This window comes from Acinetobacter sp. P1332 (genome assembly GCF_044057475.1).
In the GTDB taxonomy this organism is placed as follows: domain Bacteria; phylum Pseudomonadota; class Gammaproteobacteria; order Pseudomonadales; family Moraxellaceae; genus Acinetobacter; species Acinetobacter johnsonii.
Genome location: NZ_CP171157.1, coordinates 2,103,646 through 2,121,457, shown reverse-complemented (window position 1 = coordinate 2,121,457; position 17,812 = coordinate 2,103,646). Strand labels below are relative to the sequence as shown.

Below are 17,812 nucleotides of genomic sequence, written 5' to 3'. Positions count from 1 at the left end.
TGGGTTTTTTAATGCCTGAAAATTGAGGTCGCCATGTCTGGTAAAAATTTAACATTCAAATTAATTATGGATGGCGATAGTAAAGGCCTTGTGGCTGCTGCTAAACAATCCAAAGATGTTAGTAAAAAGCTATTTGAAACCATTGAAGGTGAAGCTGAACGATTAAAGCAAACAAGTGCTGAAACCGCAAAAGAGATTGGTAAAATCATACCAACAGACTTGCCAAAAAAAGCAGAACAAGTAAAAGGTGAGTTGGGCGAACTTGGTGGAGAACTACAGGATGTAGCAAATACTGCCAAAAACACCGGTGCAGAAATTGGAAATATCATTCCAAAAAATGCCAGTGAACGTGCAGCAACTTTAATCAAATCACTTAATGAAATAACCGAAATTATTAAGAGCACTGGTACAAGTGTTGTAGGTACTTCAGATAGTTTTGAGAAGTTTGGTGTCGACTCCGTACGATCATTAAATCTTCTTAAAGCAAACCTTGCTACTGCAAAAACTAAACTTGAGGAATTCTCAAAGACCAAAGCTACGCCCGAAGATATTCGAATTGCTCAGCAACAAATTGATGCTTTGGAGAAAGAGGTTCAACAGGCAGATTTAGCTTTTGGCGCTTTTAAATCCGAACTAAGCCTAATTACTCCAGAAGTAGCCAAACTAGATACAGAGCTTGGTAAAACGAATGTAGAACTTCAGAAAAATGAGACATTTGCTAAGCAAGCAAGTGGTGAAATTCAGGGTTTAAAAACTGGATACACAGCACTAACGAGTGCGATGGCTGCATTAGGTATTGGCGCATCTGCAACTGAAATTGCTCGAACTGCGGATGAGTTTAAGGTTTTGGAGGCAAGAATTGGGCTTGTTACATCTAAAAGCGGTAATTTTACTCAAGCTTTTGAGGGTGTTAAAAAGATTGCGATTGAAACAAGATCCAATCTTACGGCTACAGCGGAATTATTTACCCGAGTAAAAACTGCAACTGATCAGCTTGGATATTCGCAAGAACGGGCATTAAATTTAACCGATTTAGTAAACAAGTCATTAATTGTAGGTGGTGGTTTAGCGGCTTCAAACGAAGCAGCAATTTATCAATTTAACCAAGCGTTACAGTCTGGTGTTCTCCGTGGCGAAGAATTCAATAGTGTGATGGAGCAAGCGCCACGATTGGCGAGAGCTCTTGCTGATGGCTTAGGTGTGAATATTGGTAAGCTTCGTGAAATGGCTAACACGGGTCAGCTCACATCAAGTGTTATTGTTAAGGCGTTAGAAAGTCAATCTAAAGCACTTAATGATGAATTTTCTAAAATGCCTATTACCATTGGGCAGTCGATTGAAAATCTCAAAACAGCATGGACCTTGTATATAGGGGAGGCAGATGCTGCTAATGGGGCAAGCACAAAAGTAGCTGAAGCAATCAAATTTGTAGCTGAAAACCTTGAAGTTTTAGTTTCAACTCTTACAACAGTGGCTCAGGCGTATGTTGCCTACAAAGCACTTGGTATTGCAGCAAGCTTTTTAGAAAAAGCGAATGCTGTGAAAATTGCGCAAGCCGCTATTGCCACAGAAACAGCGTCCATCGTTACAAACACACAAGCACAGTTGGTAAATACCCGAGCAACTCAGGCAGCAATTGTTGCGAAAAATCAACTCACAGTCGCTACAAATGCAAGCAATACAGCGAATGTAGCAGCATCTGGGGTTATTGGGAGAGTATCGACAGCTGCAAATGGCTTAAAGGGGAGTATTGCAGGGGTTCTATCTCGATTTGGTGCATATGGAGTAGCGGCAGCGGGTGTTATTTTAGCTAGTGATTTAATTGTTGATGGATTTAAGAAAACGGATGAGTGGCTATTAAAGCAAGGGTCTGATTTCATTGATTGGGCTGTATCTAGAGCCACTGGTACGAAGTCCTTAGTGGATCAAGAAAAGGAATTTATTGCAGCTGAAGAGGCCTCACGTAAGAAGCAGGAGGAGGTTGCGGCTGTAAAAGCAAAAAATGCCGAACGCACTGAAATGCTTAAAAATGCCTCTCTTGGTCTTAACGAGGCATCTAAAGCAACAGTTGTGGAGTTTGAGAAACTTGTCAAGGAGGGTGCTAAGGTTTCAGATGTTTTGGGGCAAATTGCAAAATCTTTCAATTTCAGCACCACTACAGGTATTAATGATGGACTCACTGCGTTACTGGCACTCCAGACTCAAGGTAAAGCCACCGCAGAAGAGATTAGAAAAGCCCTAACGGGTATACTTTCTGATGAGGATCTGGTTGCATTCGAAGGACGATTGGCAGCAATTCCAGTCAATATTGAAAAGCAACTTGAAGCGACCAATGCCAAGATTAAGGCTAAACAGCTTGAACTGGATGCATGGAAGAGAGCTAATCGGGACATGGAGTATCAGGCTTGGCTCAAGGAGGTCGGTAAGTTTCAAGGTGATATCAGCAAGCTACAGGCCGAAGCAAGTACTCTGAATGTTCAATACGCTAACTCAGTAAAGTCAGCAGCCATGGTTCAGGGCGCCGTGCTTGATGAAGCGATCCGTCGCACTGGGCTCAGCTATGTGGAATTAAAAGGCGAGTCTACTGAAGCTTTTACCAAAGCCAATAATGATGTTCGTGTACTTATTCAAGGTTTGGATGAGCTGAAAGGTCAAGGTGTTGATGTTGGGCGTGCACTCAATGCGAGTATTTCAACTGCGATTAACACTGCAACCAATCAGCAAGAACTCGATGCTTTAAAGTTGAAAATTGAGAGCCTCCGCAGTGATCTAGGCGCACAAGTTGCTAATGGACTTTTACAGCAAGCTGAACAACAGCTTTTGGAGATTAAAAACAAGGCTGACCAAGCAAGGGCGGGAATTAACTCAGTTAATGAGGCGTTTTCTGTATTTGGTATTCAGTCTAAAGAGCAAGCAGGTCAGCAAGCTACCGTTTACCAAGAAGCCTATCAGGAAATGGTAAAAAGTGGCGAAGCGACTGCAGGGCAAATGCGCCAGGCCTTACAGAAAATGTCTGCTGATATTTATGCCTCAGGCAATGCCGCAAAAATTGCTTGGTACGAGGCTCAGCTCGGACTGCAAGGTATGGTCGCTCAGATTGATGAGTTTGGTAATGCTTCAGCTTCATTGCAGAAAACGGATCAGGCCATACAACAAATTGGACAATCTGCGCTGACTTCTGCAAAGCAAATTAGCGTAATGAATGGACAAGCGGGTTCTGAATCAAGTGACAGTTTAGCTGGTCAAGACTATTGGGAAGCATTTAAAGCGAAAAAACAAGCCAGTGTTGATGCACTGAATACTCGATCTAAAGGAGTGAGCTCTAACACTGGCGGCATGACTTCAATCACCAATAGTCCTGAAATGACTGCTATTGCCGCGCCGATGACCGAAATGCCTCCGATGGTTGCCACAGGCTTTGATATTCAGATGGATGAATCTATGGGACCAAAAGAAACTAAGCGCCTTGAGCTAGTGTCAGGTGGAAAATCTGCATCACTAGAGGGAACACCTGAAGCGGTGGATAGCGTTGAAGAGATGCTTCAAAAATTTGAGACGCTTAAGCGGAGCATGTAATGAAACTTATACGAAAACTGACATCAGAAACCGTCCCACTTGAGGACGGTTTTTTATGGTCGGATGAATTTGATTGGAAACCTGTTGAGCAAAAGCAAGAGCGTTCAATTAGTGGTTCTTTGATTGTCCAAGAAGGCAAAAAGCTTTCAGGTCGACCAATCACTTTAGTTCCACCTTCGTCGGGTCAAGGCTGGATTAAACGAAAGCATCTACGGACTATTTTGGAATGGTCAGCATTGGGTGAGCAATTCACGATTGAATTTGAATACCTTCATGATCAGCGCCGCTTTAATGTGATTTTCAATCATGAGGCGGGTGCGATTGAAGCTAAGCCTGTTAAGGAATTTCCAACCGTTTCCGAGGACGACTATTACGTGGTCACCATGCGTTTTACAGAGGTAAGCGATGACAATTGAAACCAATAATTTAAAGCTCCTTGAGTCAGAACGCATTCGTACAGATGCTGAAGATGGTGGGGGGAAATACTCAGGCCGTGAAATTGTCGATGGTCAGAGTAATAATCTGTTCAATGATATTTCTGAGATGGATCGCACTACGGGCCGTACCTCTATCCAAAAGATTTATGCTGCAGTGGATACTGCTGATACCGATGCTTTGATGGGTGCGACAGTATTCATCTCTCAGAATGCGCAAGATCCAAACGTCTCCGCCGTGTTATTTAGTACCGATAGCTGGACGGATGAGCGTAAAGAAGCGCAGAACCGCATTGAAAACTATAATGCCAAAGGTGCTCAGATTGCTGGTACACCTTTGGACACGCATTGGAAAGGCATGAAGTCTCTACAAGTGGCCATGTTTCCTCAGGAAGCGGAAAGTGCTATTGGTGCATCAATTGTATTGATCTCGAGTGAAGGTGAGCCTTTAGAATTAGAGCAATACCTACGTATTACTGAAGTATCGACACGAACTGCTTATGTGATGGTTGATGGCAAGCAAATTGAATATAAGATTGCGACCTATGGCCTGAGTGATGCATTGAAAGCCGATTTTGTGGGTTTATCTGCGAAGCAATGGTATAGCGGTGAAAAGAGCACCACCATCATCCGTGACACCATTGTCGCGGATACTGGTAAGTACTATGCGAGTGCAAATCTCAAAGAAACTGCTCAGGTTGGGGATTATTCTGTGGTCGCACAAGATGTGTATACACAATTGGTGCCATCAGCACAGACAGAAACTCCTATGGTGAATATCAATGCTGCAGGTGATTCTGTAGCCTTGGTTAAAGCTAAAGATGGACTACTGGTCAAGACTTTCAGCAACGTCACCATTAGTACAGTTTCAAGTTTGTATATTGGCTCATCGATCATGCCGAAATCAGTCGAATTTAGCTTGTTTGGATCTGCGATTACCGACGTCGGTGGGGAGCTTAAAAATACATCAGGTACATCCATTGGAACAATTAACTATCAGAATGGTTCCATCGTCTGGAATTCAAACGCAATCGAAGGAACAACGAATCTTGAGATTAGTTTTTTGCCTGCAGCAGCTGTAACAGCACCTGTTGAGTCGGAATCAATCTATGTGAATCAAGAGAATAGTGGTTTTACATGGTTGCGCAATCTTGTACCGCTGCCTTCACCTGGTACTCTGCAGGTATCGTTCTTGGTCCAGAATCAAGTCTATACACTTCGAGATAATGGCGCAGGGCAATTACGCGGTTCTGATTCGTCCTTTGGTTCAGGAAGCATCGATTACGATACAGGCACCATGTCATTAACGACAGGTGAACTCGCCGACGTTGGCAGTGCAATCCTGCTAACGTGGAGCAATATGATCACGGCTCAGGAGCGCTCAGGATTAACGATTAATAAAGCCTATGTTGAGATCCCTGTAAATGCTTCGATTGTGGCAGGTAGTTTAACTGTCAATTGGCTACTGAATGGTGTGGCAAAGTCTGCAACCGATAACGGTCAAGGACAATTTATAGGCGATGCCACAGGAACCATTGATTATGCGGATGGCATGGCCAAGCTGATGCCGATCTTGTTACCCAATGGTGGTACCACGTTCAATGTATCAGGTCAGAAAGGGTCTAAGTCTTCAGTTCAGGTGACTGCAGTACCGACTAGTGGAACCATTGCTATTGAATTGGATAACGGATCCGCAGCATTGATCCCTAAGTCTGTAAAAGTACGTGTACCCGTCAAGTATATGAGCTATACAGGTGAAGTTGAGCTGCGCGATTTGCCGATTGATGCAACTACAGGACGTTTAATCAATGGTGAGGGGCAACAACAAGGCACGATCAACTATGCGTCTCGTACGATGAATATTACCCCAAGCACCACACTTGAAGCGATCGAGCGTGAGAAGATTATGCGCCCTTACTATGGAACGCATAATACTTCTCAGGAGGCAATTGCGGCAGGTATGTTAGGAATGACCATTAAGTATGAAAATACCAGTGAGACCTATACCTTAAGCCTAAATGAAGTAGCGACGGCTGTGACTGTGAGTGTGTCCTATCGAGATAGTTCAGCCGCTGCTTCTTGGTCAGACATAGTGATTGGATCTGTCTTAAAAACGGATTTAACAGAAGGCTTTGCTGAACAAATTCTTGCAGGTTCGGTTCGATTCACGCTGGCCGATTCAACCTATGTTGATAAACTCGGCTCACTTTATCGCAATCCGTCGGTGACAACGGGTGTGGGGACTGTTTCGGGTCAAATTCATTATGGTAATGGTGCTATAGAGCTATCTGCATGGGATGTGGAGGGTGAAAATAACCCTATGCTTGAAACATTGGTTACTCAGCTTGAAAAGGTTCAGACCAATCAAGTGTCATACCGTGCACCAATGATCCCGATCCGGGCGCAGTCCTTAACTTTGTCCGCCACCAAGGTGGAAGGCGGTGTACTGAATATCACGCCTGATGGATCAGGTGCGATTGATACAGCGGACTGTGATGGCTTCTTTAACTTTGACCAAGGCTATGGCCAGTTTGTTTTTCGTCAAAAGGTTGAAGTGACCAGTGCCAACCGTGCTGAAATTATGGCGCAGGATTGGTATGTGGCTGAGCTGGAATATACCAAGGATGGTAAGCAGTGGATTCACAAGCCCATTATGGTACTGCCTGAAACCATCAAATATAGCGCAGTGGGTTATAGCTATATCCCGATTGATGCTGAATTGCTGGGTTTATCTGCAGTACGTTTACCGATTGATGGTCGGGTACCGATTTTCCGATCGGGTGAGATTGGGATTGTCAGCGCGAGTAAGTCGCAGGAATTCCCCGACTATGTGGCAGGGCAAACTTATCCATTGAATGATGTGAGGATCTCCTGGTGTGAACTTGAGGATGCCGATGGTATTAAAATTCCATTTGATATGTATGTGGTTGATTATGACTACGGCAAAGTGACTTTAAACGGGGATTTTGCATTAGGTAATTTAACTGGGCCACTGACAGCCAAGTATCGCTATCAGGATATGGGTTTAGTGCGTGATGTTAAAATCAATGGGCAAATTACTTTCACTAAACCACTGACGCACAATTATGATCCAACCAATACGATCGTGGGCTCAGTGTTGGTGATTGGTGATATGAAAGCCAGATATACACGACTGTTTGTTCAAGGGACATGGAGCAGTGAGTGGAGTGATGAGCCCGTGGGTGAGCCTGTATCAGCTAATTATAACGATACTTTTTACCCCGTTGATGTCACGAACAAGGGCAGTATTCAGGAGCGCTGGTCACTGGTATTCATAAGCAACACGACATTTCGAATCATTGGTGAGATTTCAGGTTTTATAGGAAACGGAGAGACAAATTCTCACTGCTCTCCAATCAATCCCACCACGAATGCCCCATATTTCACTATAAAGAAGGAAGGTTGGGGCAGTGGATGGGCAAGTGGTAATGCACTTCGCTTTAACACCATTGCAGCCAATCATCCGATTTGGGTGATTCGTACGGTGAAGCAATCGGAACCTACCGTATTGTCTGATTCGTTTCAAATCATGCTACGTGGTGATATTGACCGCATTATTCAAAGCATAGCTGCTTAATTTTTAATCCAAATATGACCGCTTCGGCGGTCTTTTTTATGAGTAAAAGGCCATGGCAACAAATAAGACAGTGAAGTTTTTTACATCAGACAACAGTAATGCACCTCAATTGCAAAATGCTTCAGGCTCAATGATAACTTTGCTCGATGCTTGCCTAGTGACAGGTATTCAGGTGGGGGTTATTAACTCACTCTCTAATACTGGACTTGAAGCAACTGCTGTATTTGGATTGCCTCATAACCTTAAAAAATATCAGGTCGTCAGAGTGAGTGGTGCAACACAGGCTGAATACAATGGCGACTTTAAAATTAAACAAGTGGTCAATGCAACGACCATTAAGTTTGAATTGAATAGTGTTGCGAGTGTTGCGAATGCCTCGGGCACGATTAATTGCATGCTTGCACCCTTAAATTGGGATAAGCCTTTCTCAAGTTCAACAGCTTTAGGAGGAGGGCGTGCTGCATATCGTTCAAAAGATGAAACTTTGTCAAATCGCCCATTTTTACGTGTGGTGGATGAACGCATTTCTAGTTATAGCAATAACTATGCGAAATATGCCAAAGTAGGTATCGTTGAGGAGATGACCGGTATTGATGTGATGCAGGGTGTACAAGCCCCTTATATTGCATCTGCCGCAACACGAAACTGGAATCCAACGGGGAGTGGGGTCAATATAAAGAATGGATGGGCTAAGTGGTATTACTACACACTGGGTGAATACAACTACGACTCAATGAGCTTAGTTGATTACGAGACAGAAAATAGATCTTGGATGGTGATTGGAACAGAGTCTGCATTTTATATTCTCAATGGTGTTGATAATCAAAAAAATATTCCAGATGAGGAAAAGGAGTTAGCGTTTTGTTATGGGTTTGGTGCTTTTAACCCTATAGCAAATGATGACTTATTCACACACTTTTTGCTGGCAAGCAATGTTTGGGAGACTGCTCAAAGCACTCTCAATCGAATGGAGTCTTTCACACGAGATGTGGTGGTCGGCTCTGAGGAATACGCTAACACAGCACTAGGACGTAGTGTTTTTTTGCAGAGAGGTTATAAAAAATCCGCGTATGCTCAAGCGACTTGTCGCAAGGCGACACTTGAACCTGGAATCAATGTGGTGAGTGGAAGTTCGGCTGGATACGCAGTAAGCGCTGAAGTGTTTGGCGGCGTCGTTATTCAAACCCCTTTGGTACTTGAAGTCACAGCATCATCCCAAGCGCATCCTCGAGGCTTTTTACCCCTGATTAAGACGATTCCCCATAAAGCCCTTTACAGCAACGTGCAGTTAATAGAAGAGGGTGGCTTGGTACTTCTAGCAAAGCACGTCCGCGGGACGAGTAGCTATCCACTAGGCATTGTGTTATTTGATCTAGGAGAGCAATAGTGGGCATCAAGATTGATCAAACGACCACAGTTCGATTTAAAGAAAATATTGCTTTTAAAACTTTCGACTTTCAAACGATTCAAGGGCAGGTAACCGAAAAATCAGTGCCTATACCTTGTCGTGTTCGATTATTTGAAAGAAAGTCGGGTTTGTTATTTGCTGATGTCTTAACAGATGATCAGGGCTATTATCAATTCGAAAACTTAAGTAATGAGTGCTCATATTTTATTGTGGCACATCATCCTAAACTTAAATTTAATGCAGTCATTCAAGATAATGTGGTGCCAAAATGATACAAATCTCAAAAAAAGCGGGAATTGTTGCACTTCAAGCTCATGCTGAATTTTTAGATCATGGGGCTGGGGCTGCATATTTTGCATATTACAGTGGTGCCAAACCTGTCAGCACAGAAGTGGCTGCAAACCCATCGAATTTACTTTGCGTACTGCCATTACCTGAGCCATGCATTAAACAGGTTTTAATTGATGGTATAGAGTTACATGAAACCGAAGCAGCACTGGCCACAAAATCAGGTACAGCAGTATGGGCGCGCTTATATAATGGCGATGATGAAGCATATGCAGATTTTGGTATAGGAACTGCTGGTACTGACATTGTGCTGAATAGTGTCAATATTGCACTTGGCTCAAGTCAAAAGATTGATAGCATTATCTTAAAACCATATTGATTTAGAGGTGGTTAATGTCTTACACACCACCTGACGCACATGACGTCATACTTAATTTTGAACAGACTTCTACAGCAACAGACAGCCACAATTTGGCTTTAAATTTTAACGATTCCTTAGATCAGTTAAGTTTTCTAAATGCTGAAATTGATACTCGTATTCAAGTACAACTGAGGGGTTCGAATACAGAGCTAGAAGTAAATAGTGGTACATTGCACAGTACTATTAACACTTCGATTAATGCGGATATTGCTGGAACCAATCAGGACAATGTAGATAATCACGGCACAATCTTGGCAACGATTAACCCCTCTATTCAGTCTGATATTTTGGGTTTGAATGATATCAATCATATTGTGGGGGTATCTCTTGTCTCAAGGCTGAAATATCGGAAAGCCTTCACAAGATTAGACCATGTAGAAATACCATGGACCAAGCCTATTTTAAGGGTGTCAAATGACACCTTTTTTTACGACCGTAGTTTAGTCATTAATCATGCTACAGAGCTGAGTTTTGAGCGTGGACTGACTTTATCTGAATCCATCTATAGTGCTTTTGACCAGGGCTTAAAGCTTAGTCGTAACCAAGGGGTGCGCTGGCAAGAAAATCTAAAGATTCCAATTGCGCGTGATTTGTATTTTGAGGAATCAATTAAGCTTCGATTGAACCGTGAATTAACTCATCAGGAGATGATCCGTAAACGCCGCAATATCTCGTTTTCACATCAGGTCGCACATGTCTTTGAAAAGCGCTTTAGCTTTGATTGGGACAAAGGACTAGAGCTGGTCACACAAGATGAAATCCCATGGGATAAAGCGAAGTCTATCCATTATCGTAAGCATCCGATTGAACCATGGCCAGAGCCTGAAATTCCTCAGTATGAAGGTACGGGGGATCTTAATTTCGTATGCCTATGTCATGAGGTGGATTCGCATAATGTTGAACTTAACTTCGGTGCAGACGACTGCATACCCGGCATACCGAATCGTAATTGGTGGTACATATTGAATAGTTTATCTGTGACGCGCCTAGATAATGGCGAGGAAATAAATGTGCTAGATGGGAATTACAGTACCGATCGCAGCTGCTGGTGTTGGTCCTATAGTTTGACCGTACCGGCATCTGAGATTGGGAAGCTTGAGCCTATCAATGGCCAACCTGTAATTTTAAAAATTATCGTGAATGGTACCGAGCATCAAATGTTGCTTGAGAACCGACGACGTTCTCGTAAATTCGCCCAAGATACCTATACTTTAATTGGTCGCAGTCAAACCGCGCTGCTTGCTGCACCGACAGCGCCATTACGCTCATTCTTACAAGAGAATGATCGAACCTCCGTCCAGTTATGCCAAGCAGAGCTTGATCGTGTGTTTAGCGATACGGTGCTCAATTGGCAGTTGATCGATGCATTGGGTTGGATCGTTGAGCGTGAATGCTTGAGCTATTCCAATTTAGCACCGATAGATGCCATCAAGATGGTGGTTGAAAGCGGTGGTGGGTTTATTTATAGCGAAAAGGGTAGCAATACGCTGACAATTAAACCGCTGTATAAAAAGACCTTTTGGGATGTGTTGTCGATCGCTGAATATGATCGCTTGTTGCCTGAGTCCGCGGTAGTGAGTCAGTCGACCGATTACCAAATCTATCCAGATTACAACGGCATTACGCTGACCAATGATCGTAAAGCGTTGGTGGCTCAAGTGAAACGCACTGGAACCAGTGCTGACACCTTACTTCAGCCTGAAAACAATCCATTGTTTAACCATGTCAGTATGGGGGCATATGGTAAGGCTCAGCTTGCCAAAGCAGGGATGGTCGAAACCCATACCTACAGCATGCCGATTTCGCCTGAAGTGGGCGAATGTGTGCCAGGAGAAGTACTGGCATTTAATGCGGAATGGTGGGGCATTGTAGATAGCGTCAGCGTCTCATTCAGTCATGCGCTGGTCAATCAAACTGTGAAAGTGGAGCGTGTCAATCGTGAGTAATGCCTTACAGCGTTTAATTGATTTACTTCCTGCGGCTGCAGAATTTGTAGGAACCATTACCAGCGTGGACCATCCCAATTACAAAGTGTTGGTAGTAGGTGGATCAGGTTTAAACCTGGTCACCAGTTCAACACGTTACAACTTAGGAGCAACCGTATTCGTATCTGATGGTGAGATTAAACGACTCGCACCATTGGGTGAAGTGATTCAAATAGAAGTTTAAGTTTTTAAAAAGTACATGGCGCTCATTGAGCGCTTTTTTATTGCCAAAAAATTAGGAGTGGTCTATGAATGACCCGTTAAGCATCAAGGGCCTACCATGGCTTTTTAAAATTATCGCTGCAGTGGTTGGGGCAATCTTTGCTCTGACGTTATCGGGGGATATCGACACCGAGGGACGAATTAAAATCACGATGGGGGTGATTATGAAGTTCACGTTTAGTGTGGCGATTAGTCTGTATGGTGGTTCAGCATTTATTGAATATTATGGTTGGCATGTCTATTCACATATGACGCAAGGCTTTGTAATGTTGATCTTTGCGATTTTCGGAATGTTGTTAATTGGCATCTGGTATCAAGCGATTCAGCTGTTACGTGGTAAAACCATTGGTGAATTAATCTTTGAAATTCGATCAGCTTTTAAAGCAATGTTTAAGTGAGTAAGTGAAAAATGAAACATATTTTTGATTTTTTAAGAAAGATCAGTGGTGGAACACTTACTCAAAAACAGGTAGATGCTGCCAATCAAGTGATTGCTACAGCTACAGATGTATCAGTGGCTGATATGTTGGGTATTGCGATCGACCAGATGGTGGTCAGTCTTTTTGGTGTGGATCTCATCTGTGGTTTTGAGGGGAAACGGCTTACTGCCTATGATGATGGTGTGGGAGTGTGGACGATTGGTTTCGGTACTACGGTTTATCCAAACGGCATGAAGGTCAAAAAAGGTGATACCTGTACTGAAGCACAAGCAAAAGCTTATATGGCCCATGATTTAAAGAAATTTGAAACTGCTGTAAATAACGCGGTTACGGTACCACTTAGCCAAAATCAGTTTGATGCGCTGGTATCACTTGCCTACAACATTGGGACCAATGCATTTAGCAAATCAACTTTGGTGAAAAAGCTGAATGGCAATGATAATCGTGCTGCTGCGGATCAGTTTGATGTGTGGGTGAATGCGGGTGGTAAGCGTATGCAAGGGCTTGTGAATCGTCGTGCTAAAGAAAAGGCTTTGTTTCTATCATGATCAAAGCATTCATGCTGTGCATCCTGCTTTCAGGCTGCACAGCTCATTCGATTTCGACAAAGGTGCATGTCACTGTTTGTGTTCAGTGTGTGAATTGAAAAAGCCCTCTAAGTGAGGGCTTTGGTGTAAGGTTTATCGTGAGGGGATAAGCGTTCTTAATTAATATATTGATACGACTAAAAGTGTTTAAGCATCTGATTGATTTTGAATTTAATTACTTATCAATAGATGCAGTAATAAAGTTTGCAGGGTGGTAGGAGCTTTGTATATGGGAAAAAATCATCATTCCCGAAACCAAAAAAACTAGAATTGTTATTACAGAGTTATAAAATCGCATTCATTACTTATCAATATTGCTGAGGTTCAGAGTAACAATATCCTAGTGTATTTACAATAAAGGACTAATTTTATTGTAAAAATTAAAAATACATAAGGTGGATAAATATATATATAAGAAAACTTGATTAAATTAATTTTTAGTGTATAGTTAACTTAACTAGAAAAAAGTCTTGTTTCGGTAAATCTTCTTTAAGTATCGCAGTTTTAGTTATAATCCTTCGTTTTTTCAGATTTTAAGTCTCAAAATTTATTATTTTCAAAGTTATAAATAGTCAATCAAATGACTCACAATTATTAAAAAATCAGTAGGATTTATTATGTCAAACTCGAATGTTGTTAAAGGTACTGTAAAATGGTTCAACGAAACTAAAGGTTTCGGTTTTATCCAGCAAGAATCAGGTCCAGATGTTTTTGCCCATTTTAGCGAAATTGCTAATTCAGGTTTCAAAACACTGTTTGAAGGCCAAATGGTTGAGTTTAGTGTAGCTCAAGGTCAAAAAGGACCAAATGCTGTAAATATTGTTGCTATCTAAGCAATAATTGACAGTAATAAAAAGCACTAAACAGTGCTTTTTATAAATTGAAAGTTAGTTTTAAAGTTTTTTCAAATCGAGAAAACCTCCAGAAATAGGATACAAGTTGTTAAAGATAAACGATTTAATTGCAAAATCAAAAAATGGTACAGAAATTATAGTGTCGCTCATCCCTCTAAATAAAATACAAAATACTCGTAATGGGTTAAAAACTATAGAAGTGGGTAAGCGAATACTTCTTCAATCAGGTAAAGAAGTTGATTTGAACCTAGATGGAAGAACTTTTTATACGTCTTTAAATCAGATGTTTAAGTTAAATTATAAAGTAATTTAATCAAGTTATATAATTTCTAAATAATTTAAATTAAGGACCCATCTATGTTAAAAAAAGAAGTCACCGTAAAAGATCAATTTGGTACTGAATATAATATTCAAGCAACAGTTGATAAGTCTATTGTAGACCTACAAGATCACTCAAATTTAAAATATATTACTTTTGAAGGTGAGGATATTCGCCCTAGTTTTGAAATGTTTTTTCAGAGCCTTGAAAGTAGTAAGATTTTTAAGTTAATTTAATGGTTATGAACAAAGAAAATTTGAATTTTTTATTTGATTTGAAATATATGAAAGCTGTTTTTTACATTTTAAAATCATATATTTGGGTTTTTGTTTTATGTGTATCTATTATTTTAACTAGTATCATACACAATGATGTTGTTGATACTATTTTGACTATTTTAAACTTTTTTATTGTTTTTAGAATTATTTTTGTGCTGCATGTAAAAATTATAAAGTCCATCTTCGAAATTTGTAGCCCTTAAAAAGCTCTTATTTTCAAGCATCAATAGAATAATGAAACCATGACATATCACTCCCTCTGTCATGGTTTTTTGTTGCCTCTTCATAACTCATATACATGTTTGTTATTATATTTCACTTCCCAATTTTTAGAAGTTTGCACACATAGACTTATCCCTTTTTATTCTTTATGATCATCGCACAAATAATAACCCAACCAAGAATAAAAAATGATTTCAAAACAATTTAGGATCGTCAACGCAATACTCGCAGTCATCGGCATAGCTGCCTTCATCTTTTTCCAGTATCAAATGAGACCTGACACGCTTGGTGGCTTTAAGGAAGGCACAGAAGAGTATTACGGTTATCAATACGCACGTGATAACAACCTAAAGAGTGCGGATCAATGCGATGATGAAAAGGATGATCCTGAAATGAATATCAATGATGCATTTATCAAAGGCTGCAGGAGCTCTTTCGAGAAATAATTGCTTGGCACCTGTCAGAATACGTAAATTTCTCAGAAGGACAATGCATAAAGATAAGTAATAGGATGAGTGATAAAATTGGCTGCGCTACTTATAAGTTGCGCAGCTGATTTTCAGATTATGAGCTTAATTACTAATCCTAGTAACGCCGAACCGATGATGACTCGGAGCACACTCTGATTAAACTTAAATAATGCGACTATAGCTAAAATAGCAATAATGGCAGAAATATAATCAAAACTTCCTTCAAAGCCCTTTGGCCAAAGCACGTGGTAACATAAAAAGAGAGCTAAATTCAGAATTACACCCACCACGGCAGCGGTAATGGCTGTTAAAGGGGCTGTGAATCTAATTTGATTATGCGTGGACTCTATGACAGGCGCCCCCGCTAAAATGAAGAAAAATGAGAAAATAAACGTAAACCAAGTGACAATGATTGCACCTAATGCACCCGCAATAAATTGATGCTCAACACCTAATAGAGATTGATTGTAAGCCGCCAAGAAGCCGACAAAAGCCACCACCATGATCAACGGACCAGGAGTACTTTCACCTAGAGCTAGTCCATCAATCATTTGAGTTGGTGTCAGCCAGTGATAAAAACCGACGGCCCCCTGATATACGTAAGGCAGAACAGCATAAGCTCCCCCGAATGTCATAAGAGCAGCTTTAGTAAAAAACCAAGCAAGTTGAGTATAAGAATGACTCCATCCAAAAATTGCTGTTAAAGAGATGAGCGGAATTATCCATAAAAGTGCTGAGATTACTGCTATTTTGATTAGATGCGACCATTTAAAAATGGCGTGTTCAGGTGTGGGAGTGTCGTCATCAATAATTGCACGACCATAAGATTTTTGACTGGAATGATGTGCATTTACCTGAAATAACTCTGGAAGCTTTTTACCTGCAAAATAGCCTGATATAGCTGCACATAGAACAATTAAAGGGAAAGGGACATTAAAAATAAATATTGCAATAAAAGCGACAACTGCAATTGCCCATAGAAATTTATTCTTTAATGATCGACTACCAATACGATAAGTGGCATGAAATACAATGGCTGCAACTGCTGGCTTAATGCCATAAAACAAGCCCGCAATGATCGGGACATCTGCATATTTAACATAAACCCAAGACAACCCGATCAGGATAAATAGAGAGGGTAAAACAAAGAAAACACCTGCAACGATGCCTCCTTTGGTTTTATGCATTAACCAACCAATATAAGTTGCGAGTTGTTGAGCTTCAGGCCCAGGTAACAACATGCAATAGTTCAGAGCATGCATAAACCGCTTTTCTGAAATCCATTTTTTTTCTTCAACCAGCTCTTGATGCATAACAGCAATTTGCCCAGCAGGGCCTCCAAAGCTGATGAATCCGAGTTTTAACCAAAATTTAAAAGCTTGCCAAAAGCTAATAGATTCAATTTCTATTTCATTTGACAAAGATGGCTTATTGTTCATGCTAAATTCCTTTGAAAGTCTGCATACAAGCCATCAAAAATATGGTTTGAAAGCTGGAGTAATTGATCATCATTTGTGATCGTGCTTCTGAGACCTTGTAAGATTTTTTCAATACCTAATGCTTCAGCAGGCTCATTTCCTCCAACATCTAAAAAATGAACAATTTCAGCGATTTTATTTAAAGCAGGGTTTTGTAATTTAAAGCTATGCATTAACACTTCATAAGTGACTAGATTATTGATATGCGTAAATTTGGCATGATCAAAATCGAAACCTAAGGCATCCTTTGGGCAATCATCGGGGTGCTCTAACCAAATAAATTCTGCCTGAGGGTCTACAAATTTTTGAATGATCCATGCTGATGCCAAACGGTCAACCCAAGGACGCTTTCTAGTTGCCCAGATTTTATTTTGAAAATCTTGCTTGAATAGGACTTTTATTTGCTGTTCAAAATTATTGGGTTCATCATCTTCACCTAAACGAGCAATAGCATGTTCTAATCGGGTGAGTTCATTCAGTGTTTTACTTTGTTGAATATTGGGGAAAAAGTCTATTTCTACCAGTGAATTGATGGACTTTCTTAATTTTCGGATTTGTTTGAGATATTCTTTTTTCTTACTTTCTTCAAGCTTACTTTGTATTTGAGAAATTTCAGTTCTGAGTTCCTCATACTCTCCACTCCGATCAAAAAGTTGTCCCAGATCTAGATGTGCAGGAGCTTCAGCGTGAAAGATATAAGCATGTCCATTTTCATTGAAATGATCATCGATAACAGTATCAAATTTTTCAGCATGTATTGCTGGTAGGAGATAGACGCCATCTCTTAGTGCAGCTGCACCATTCGATTTTAATGAACGCCAAATTCGCATTCTGGCGGCAGTACTTTGACTAGGAGGTGATGATACAAGTAATGATAATTTCATGTTATAAACTCAACATATTTTGTTTAATTTATAACATGTTTAATTTTTTTGGTAATGGATTTAATTGAATAACAATATGCGTAAAAAGAATAAATAGTTTTTTGACTTAAAGAGGGTGACTATAATAAGTACAATTAAAATAAAAAATGCTGACAACCTTATGAATCAGGGCAACGCTATAGCTTTAATGTATGAGTTGTATTCTGTTTGTTCTGTAAGATAGTTTTTCTCAATCACAATATATATTTTTAACACTTATCTGCTTATACTGTGCGAAGTTTTTAGCAACATTCTTTTTGCACGTCGTTTGTACTTTTACAGTTGAGTACATGATTGTGTACATATTTT

General features: G+C 40.6%; 16 protein-coding genes. 14 read left to right on the top strand and 2 right to left on the bottom strand.

The window, feature by feature from the left end; translation table 11 throughout:
• The first annotated feature begins 33 nt into the window (after nt 1-33).
• From ACFN7Z_RS10350 to ACFN7Z_RS10285, 14 genes are all read left to right on the top strand, one after another.
• Entirely contained in the window at nt 34-3,576 is a 3,543-nt protein-coding gene (locus tag ACFN7Z_RS10350; RefSeq protein WP_159151726.1) for a tape measure protein, read from the top strand.
• A complete protein-coding gene (locus ACFN7Z_RS10345; RefSeq protein WP_159151725.1) occupies nt 3,576-3,992 on the top strand; it encodes a hypothetical protein in 417 nt (138 codons plus the stop codon). The genes ACFN7Z_RS10350 and ACFN7Z_RS10345 overlap by 1 nt, the downstream gene beginning before the upstream one ends.
• On the top strand, nt 3,982-7,608 hold the full coding sequence (locus ACFN7Z_RS10340; RefSeq protein ID WP_159151724.1) for a hypothetical protein: 3,627 nt from the start codon (nt 3,982-3,984) through the stop codon (nt 7,606-7,608). Before ACFN7Z_RS10345 ends, ACFN7Z_RS10340 begins: the two co-directional genes overlap by 11 nt.
• 52 nt (nt 7,609-7,660) lie before the next feature.
• On the top strand, nt 7,661-8,995 hold the full coding sequence (locus ACFN7Z_RS10335; protein ID WP_159151723.1) for a hypothetical protein: 1,335 nt from the start codon (nt 7,661-7,663) through the stop codon (nt 8,993-8,995).
• The gene (locus tag ACFN7Z_RS10330) at nt 8,995-9,288 is read left to right on the top strand and encodes a carboxypeptidase regulatory-like domain-containing protein (RefSeq protein WP_159151722.1); all 294 of its coding nucleotides are present in this window, start codon (nt 8,995-8,997) and stop codon (nt 9,286-9,288) included. Before ACFN7Z_RS10335 ends, ACFN7Z_RS10330 begins: the two co-directional genes overlap by 1 nt.
• Complete coding sequence (locus tag ACFN7Z_RS10325) at nt 9,285-9,683, top strand: hypothetical protein (protein ID WP_159151721.1); 399 nt, start codon at nt 9,285-9,287, stop codon at nt 9,681-9,683. The genes ACFN7Z_RS10330 and ACFN7Z_RS10325 overlap by 4 nt, the downstream gene beginning before the upstream one ends.
• A gap of 14 nt (nt 9,684-9,697) precedes the next feature.
• Nucleotides 9,698-11,671, top strand: a complete 1,974-nt coding sequence (locus ACFN7Z_RS10320) for a hypothetical protein (protein ID WP_159151720.1) — start codon at nt 9,698-9,700, stop codon at nt 11,669-11,671.
• On the top strand, nt 11,664-11,894 hold the full coding sequence (locus tag ACFN7Z_RS10315) for a hypothetical protein (protein ID WP_004693692.1): 231 nt from the start codon (nt 11,664-11,666) through the stop codon (nt 11,892-11,894). The genes ACFN7Z_RS10320 and ACFN7Z_RS10315 overlap by 8 nt, the downstream gene beginning before the upstream one ends.
• Nucleotides 11,895-11,958: 64 nt before the next feature.
• On the top strand, nt 11,959-12,330 hold the full coding sequence (locus ACFN7Z_RS10310) for a hypothetical protein (protein ID WP_087010935.1): 372 nt from the start codon (nt 11,959-11,961) through the stop codon (nt 12,328-12,330).
• Between the two features lie 11 nt (nt 12,331-12,341).
• Nucleotides 12,342-12,920, top strand: a complete 579-nt coding sequence (locus ACFN7Z_RS10305; RefSeq protein WP_159151719.1) for a lysozyme — start codon at nt 12,342-12,344, stop codon at nt 12,918-12,920.
• 656 nt (nt 12,921-13,576) lie between these two features.
• A complete protein-coding gene (locus ACFN7Z_RS10300; protein WP_004693381.1) occupies nt 13,577-13,792 on the top strand; it encodes a cold-shock protein in 216 nt (71 codons plus the stop codon).
• Nucleotides 13,793-13,898: 106 nt separating this feature from the next.
• Complete coding sequence (locus ACFN7Z_RS10295) at nt 13,899-14,126, top strand: hypothetical protein (RefSeq protein WP_004693379.1); 228 nt, start codon at nt 13,899-13,901, stop codon at nt 14,124-14,126.
• Nucleotides 14,127-14,170: 44 nt separating this feature from the next.
• A complete protein-coding gene (locus tag ACFN7Z_RS10290; protein WP_119062840.1) occupies nt 14,171-14,368 on the top strand; it encodes a hypothetical protein in 198 nt (65 codons plus the stop codon).
• Between the two features lie 452 nt (nt 14,369-14,820).
• Nucleotides 14,821-15,078 carry a hypothetical protein gene (locus ACFN7Z_RS10285; RefSeq protein WP_058869416.1) on the top strand — a complete coding sequence of 86 codons (258 nt, stop codon included), beginning with the start codon at nt 14,821-14,823 and terminating at the stop codon, nt 15,076-15,078.
• Between the two features lie 113 nt (nt 15,079-15,191).
• Here ACFN7Z_RS10285 and chrA read toward each other — a convergent pair whose 3' ends face one another.
• Nucleotides 15,192-16,541, bottom strand: a complete 1,350-nt coding sequence (gene chrA / locus ACFN7Z_RS10280) for a chromate efflux transporter (protein ID WP_159151718.1) — start codon at nt 16,539-16,541, stop codon at nt 15,192-15,194.
• Nucleotides 16,538-17,464, bottom strand: a complete 927-nt coding sequence (locus tag ACFN7Z_RS10275) for a chromate resistance protein ChrB domain-containing protein (RefSeq protein ID WP_159151717.1) — start codon at nt 17,462-17,464, stop codon at nt 16,538-16,540. The genes chrA and ACFN7Z_RS10275 overlap by 4 nt, the downstream gene beginning before the upstream one ends.
• Between the last annotated feature and the right edge of the window lie 348 nt (nt 17,465-17,812).

Coding starts and splice junctions, on each gene's coding strand:
- ACFN7Z_RS10305 (WP_159151719.1), top strand. CDS start 12,342: ATGAAACATATTTTTGATTTTTTAAGAAAGATCAGTGGTGGAACACTT.
- ACFN7Z_RS10335 (WP_159151723.1), top strand. CDS start 7,661: ATGGCAACAAATAAGACAGTGAAGTTTTTTACATCAGACAACAGTAAT.
- ACFN7Z_RS10300 (WP_004693381.1), top strand. CDS start 13,577: ATGTCAAACTCGAATGTTGTTAAAGGTACTGTAAAATGGTTCAACGAA.
- ACFN7Z_RS10325 (WP_159151721.1), top strand. CDS start 9,285: ATGATACAAATCTCAAAAAAAGCGGGAATTGTTGCACTTCAAGCTCAT.
- chrA (WP_159151718.1), bottom strand. CDS start 16,541: ATGAACAATAAGCCATCTTTGTCAAATGAAATAGAAATTGAATCTATT.
- ACFN7Z_RS10290 (WP_119062840.1), top strand. CDS start 14,171: ATGTTAAAAAAAGAAGTCACCGTAAAAGATCAATTTGGTACTGAATAT.
- ACFN7Z_RS10340 (WP_159151724.1), top strand. CDS start 3,982: ATGACAATTGAAACCAATAATTTAAAGCTCCTTGAGTCAGAACGCATT.
- ACFN7Z_RS10285 (WP_058869416.1), top strand. CDS start 14,821: ATGATTTCAAAACAATTTAGGATCGTCAACGCAATACTCGCAGTCATC.
- ACFN7Z_RS10320 (WP_159151720.1), top strand. CDS start 9,698: ATGTCTTACACACCACCTGACGCACATGACGTCATACTTAATTTTGAA.
- ACFN7Z_RS10345 (WP_159151725.1), top strand. CDS start 3,576: ATGAAACTTATACGAAAACTGACATCAGAAACCGTCCCACTTGAGGAC.
- ACFN7Z_RS10310 (WP_087010935.1), top strand. CDS start 11,959: ATGAATGACCCGTTAAGCATCAAGGGCCTACCATGGCTTTTTAAAATT.
- ACFN7Z_RS10350 (WP_159151726.1), top strand. CDS start 34: ATGTCTGGTAAAAATTTAACATTCAAATTAATTATGGATGGCGATAGT.
- ACFN7Z_RS10275 (WP_159151717.1), bottom strand. CDS start 17,464: ATGAAATTATCATTACTTGTATCATCACCTCCTAGTCAAAGTACTGCC.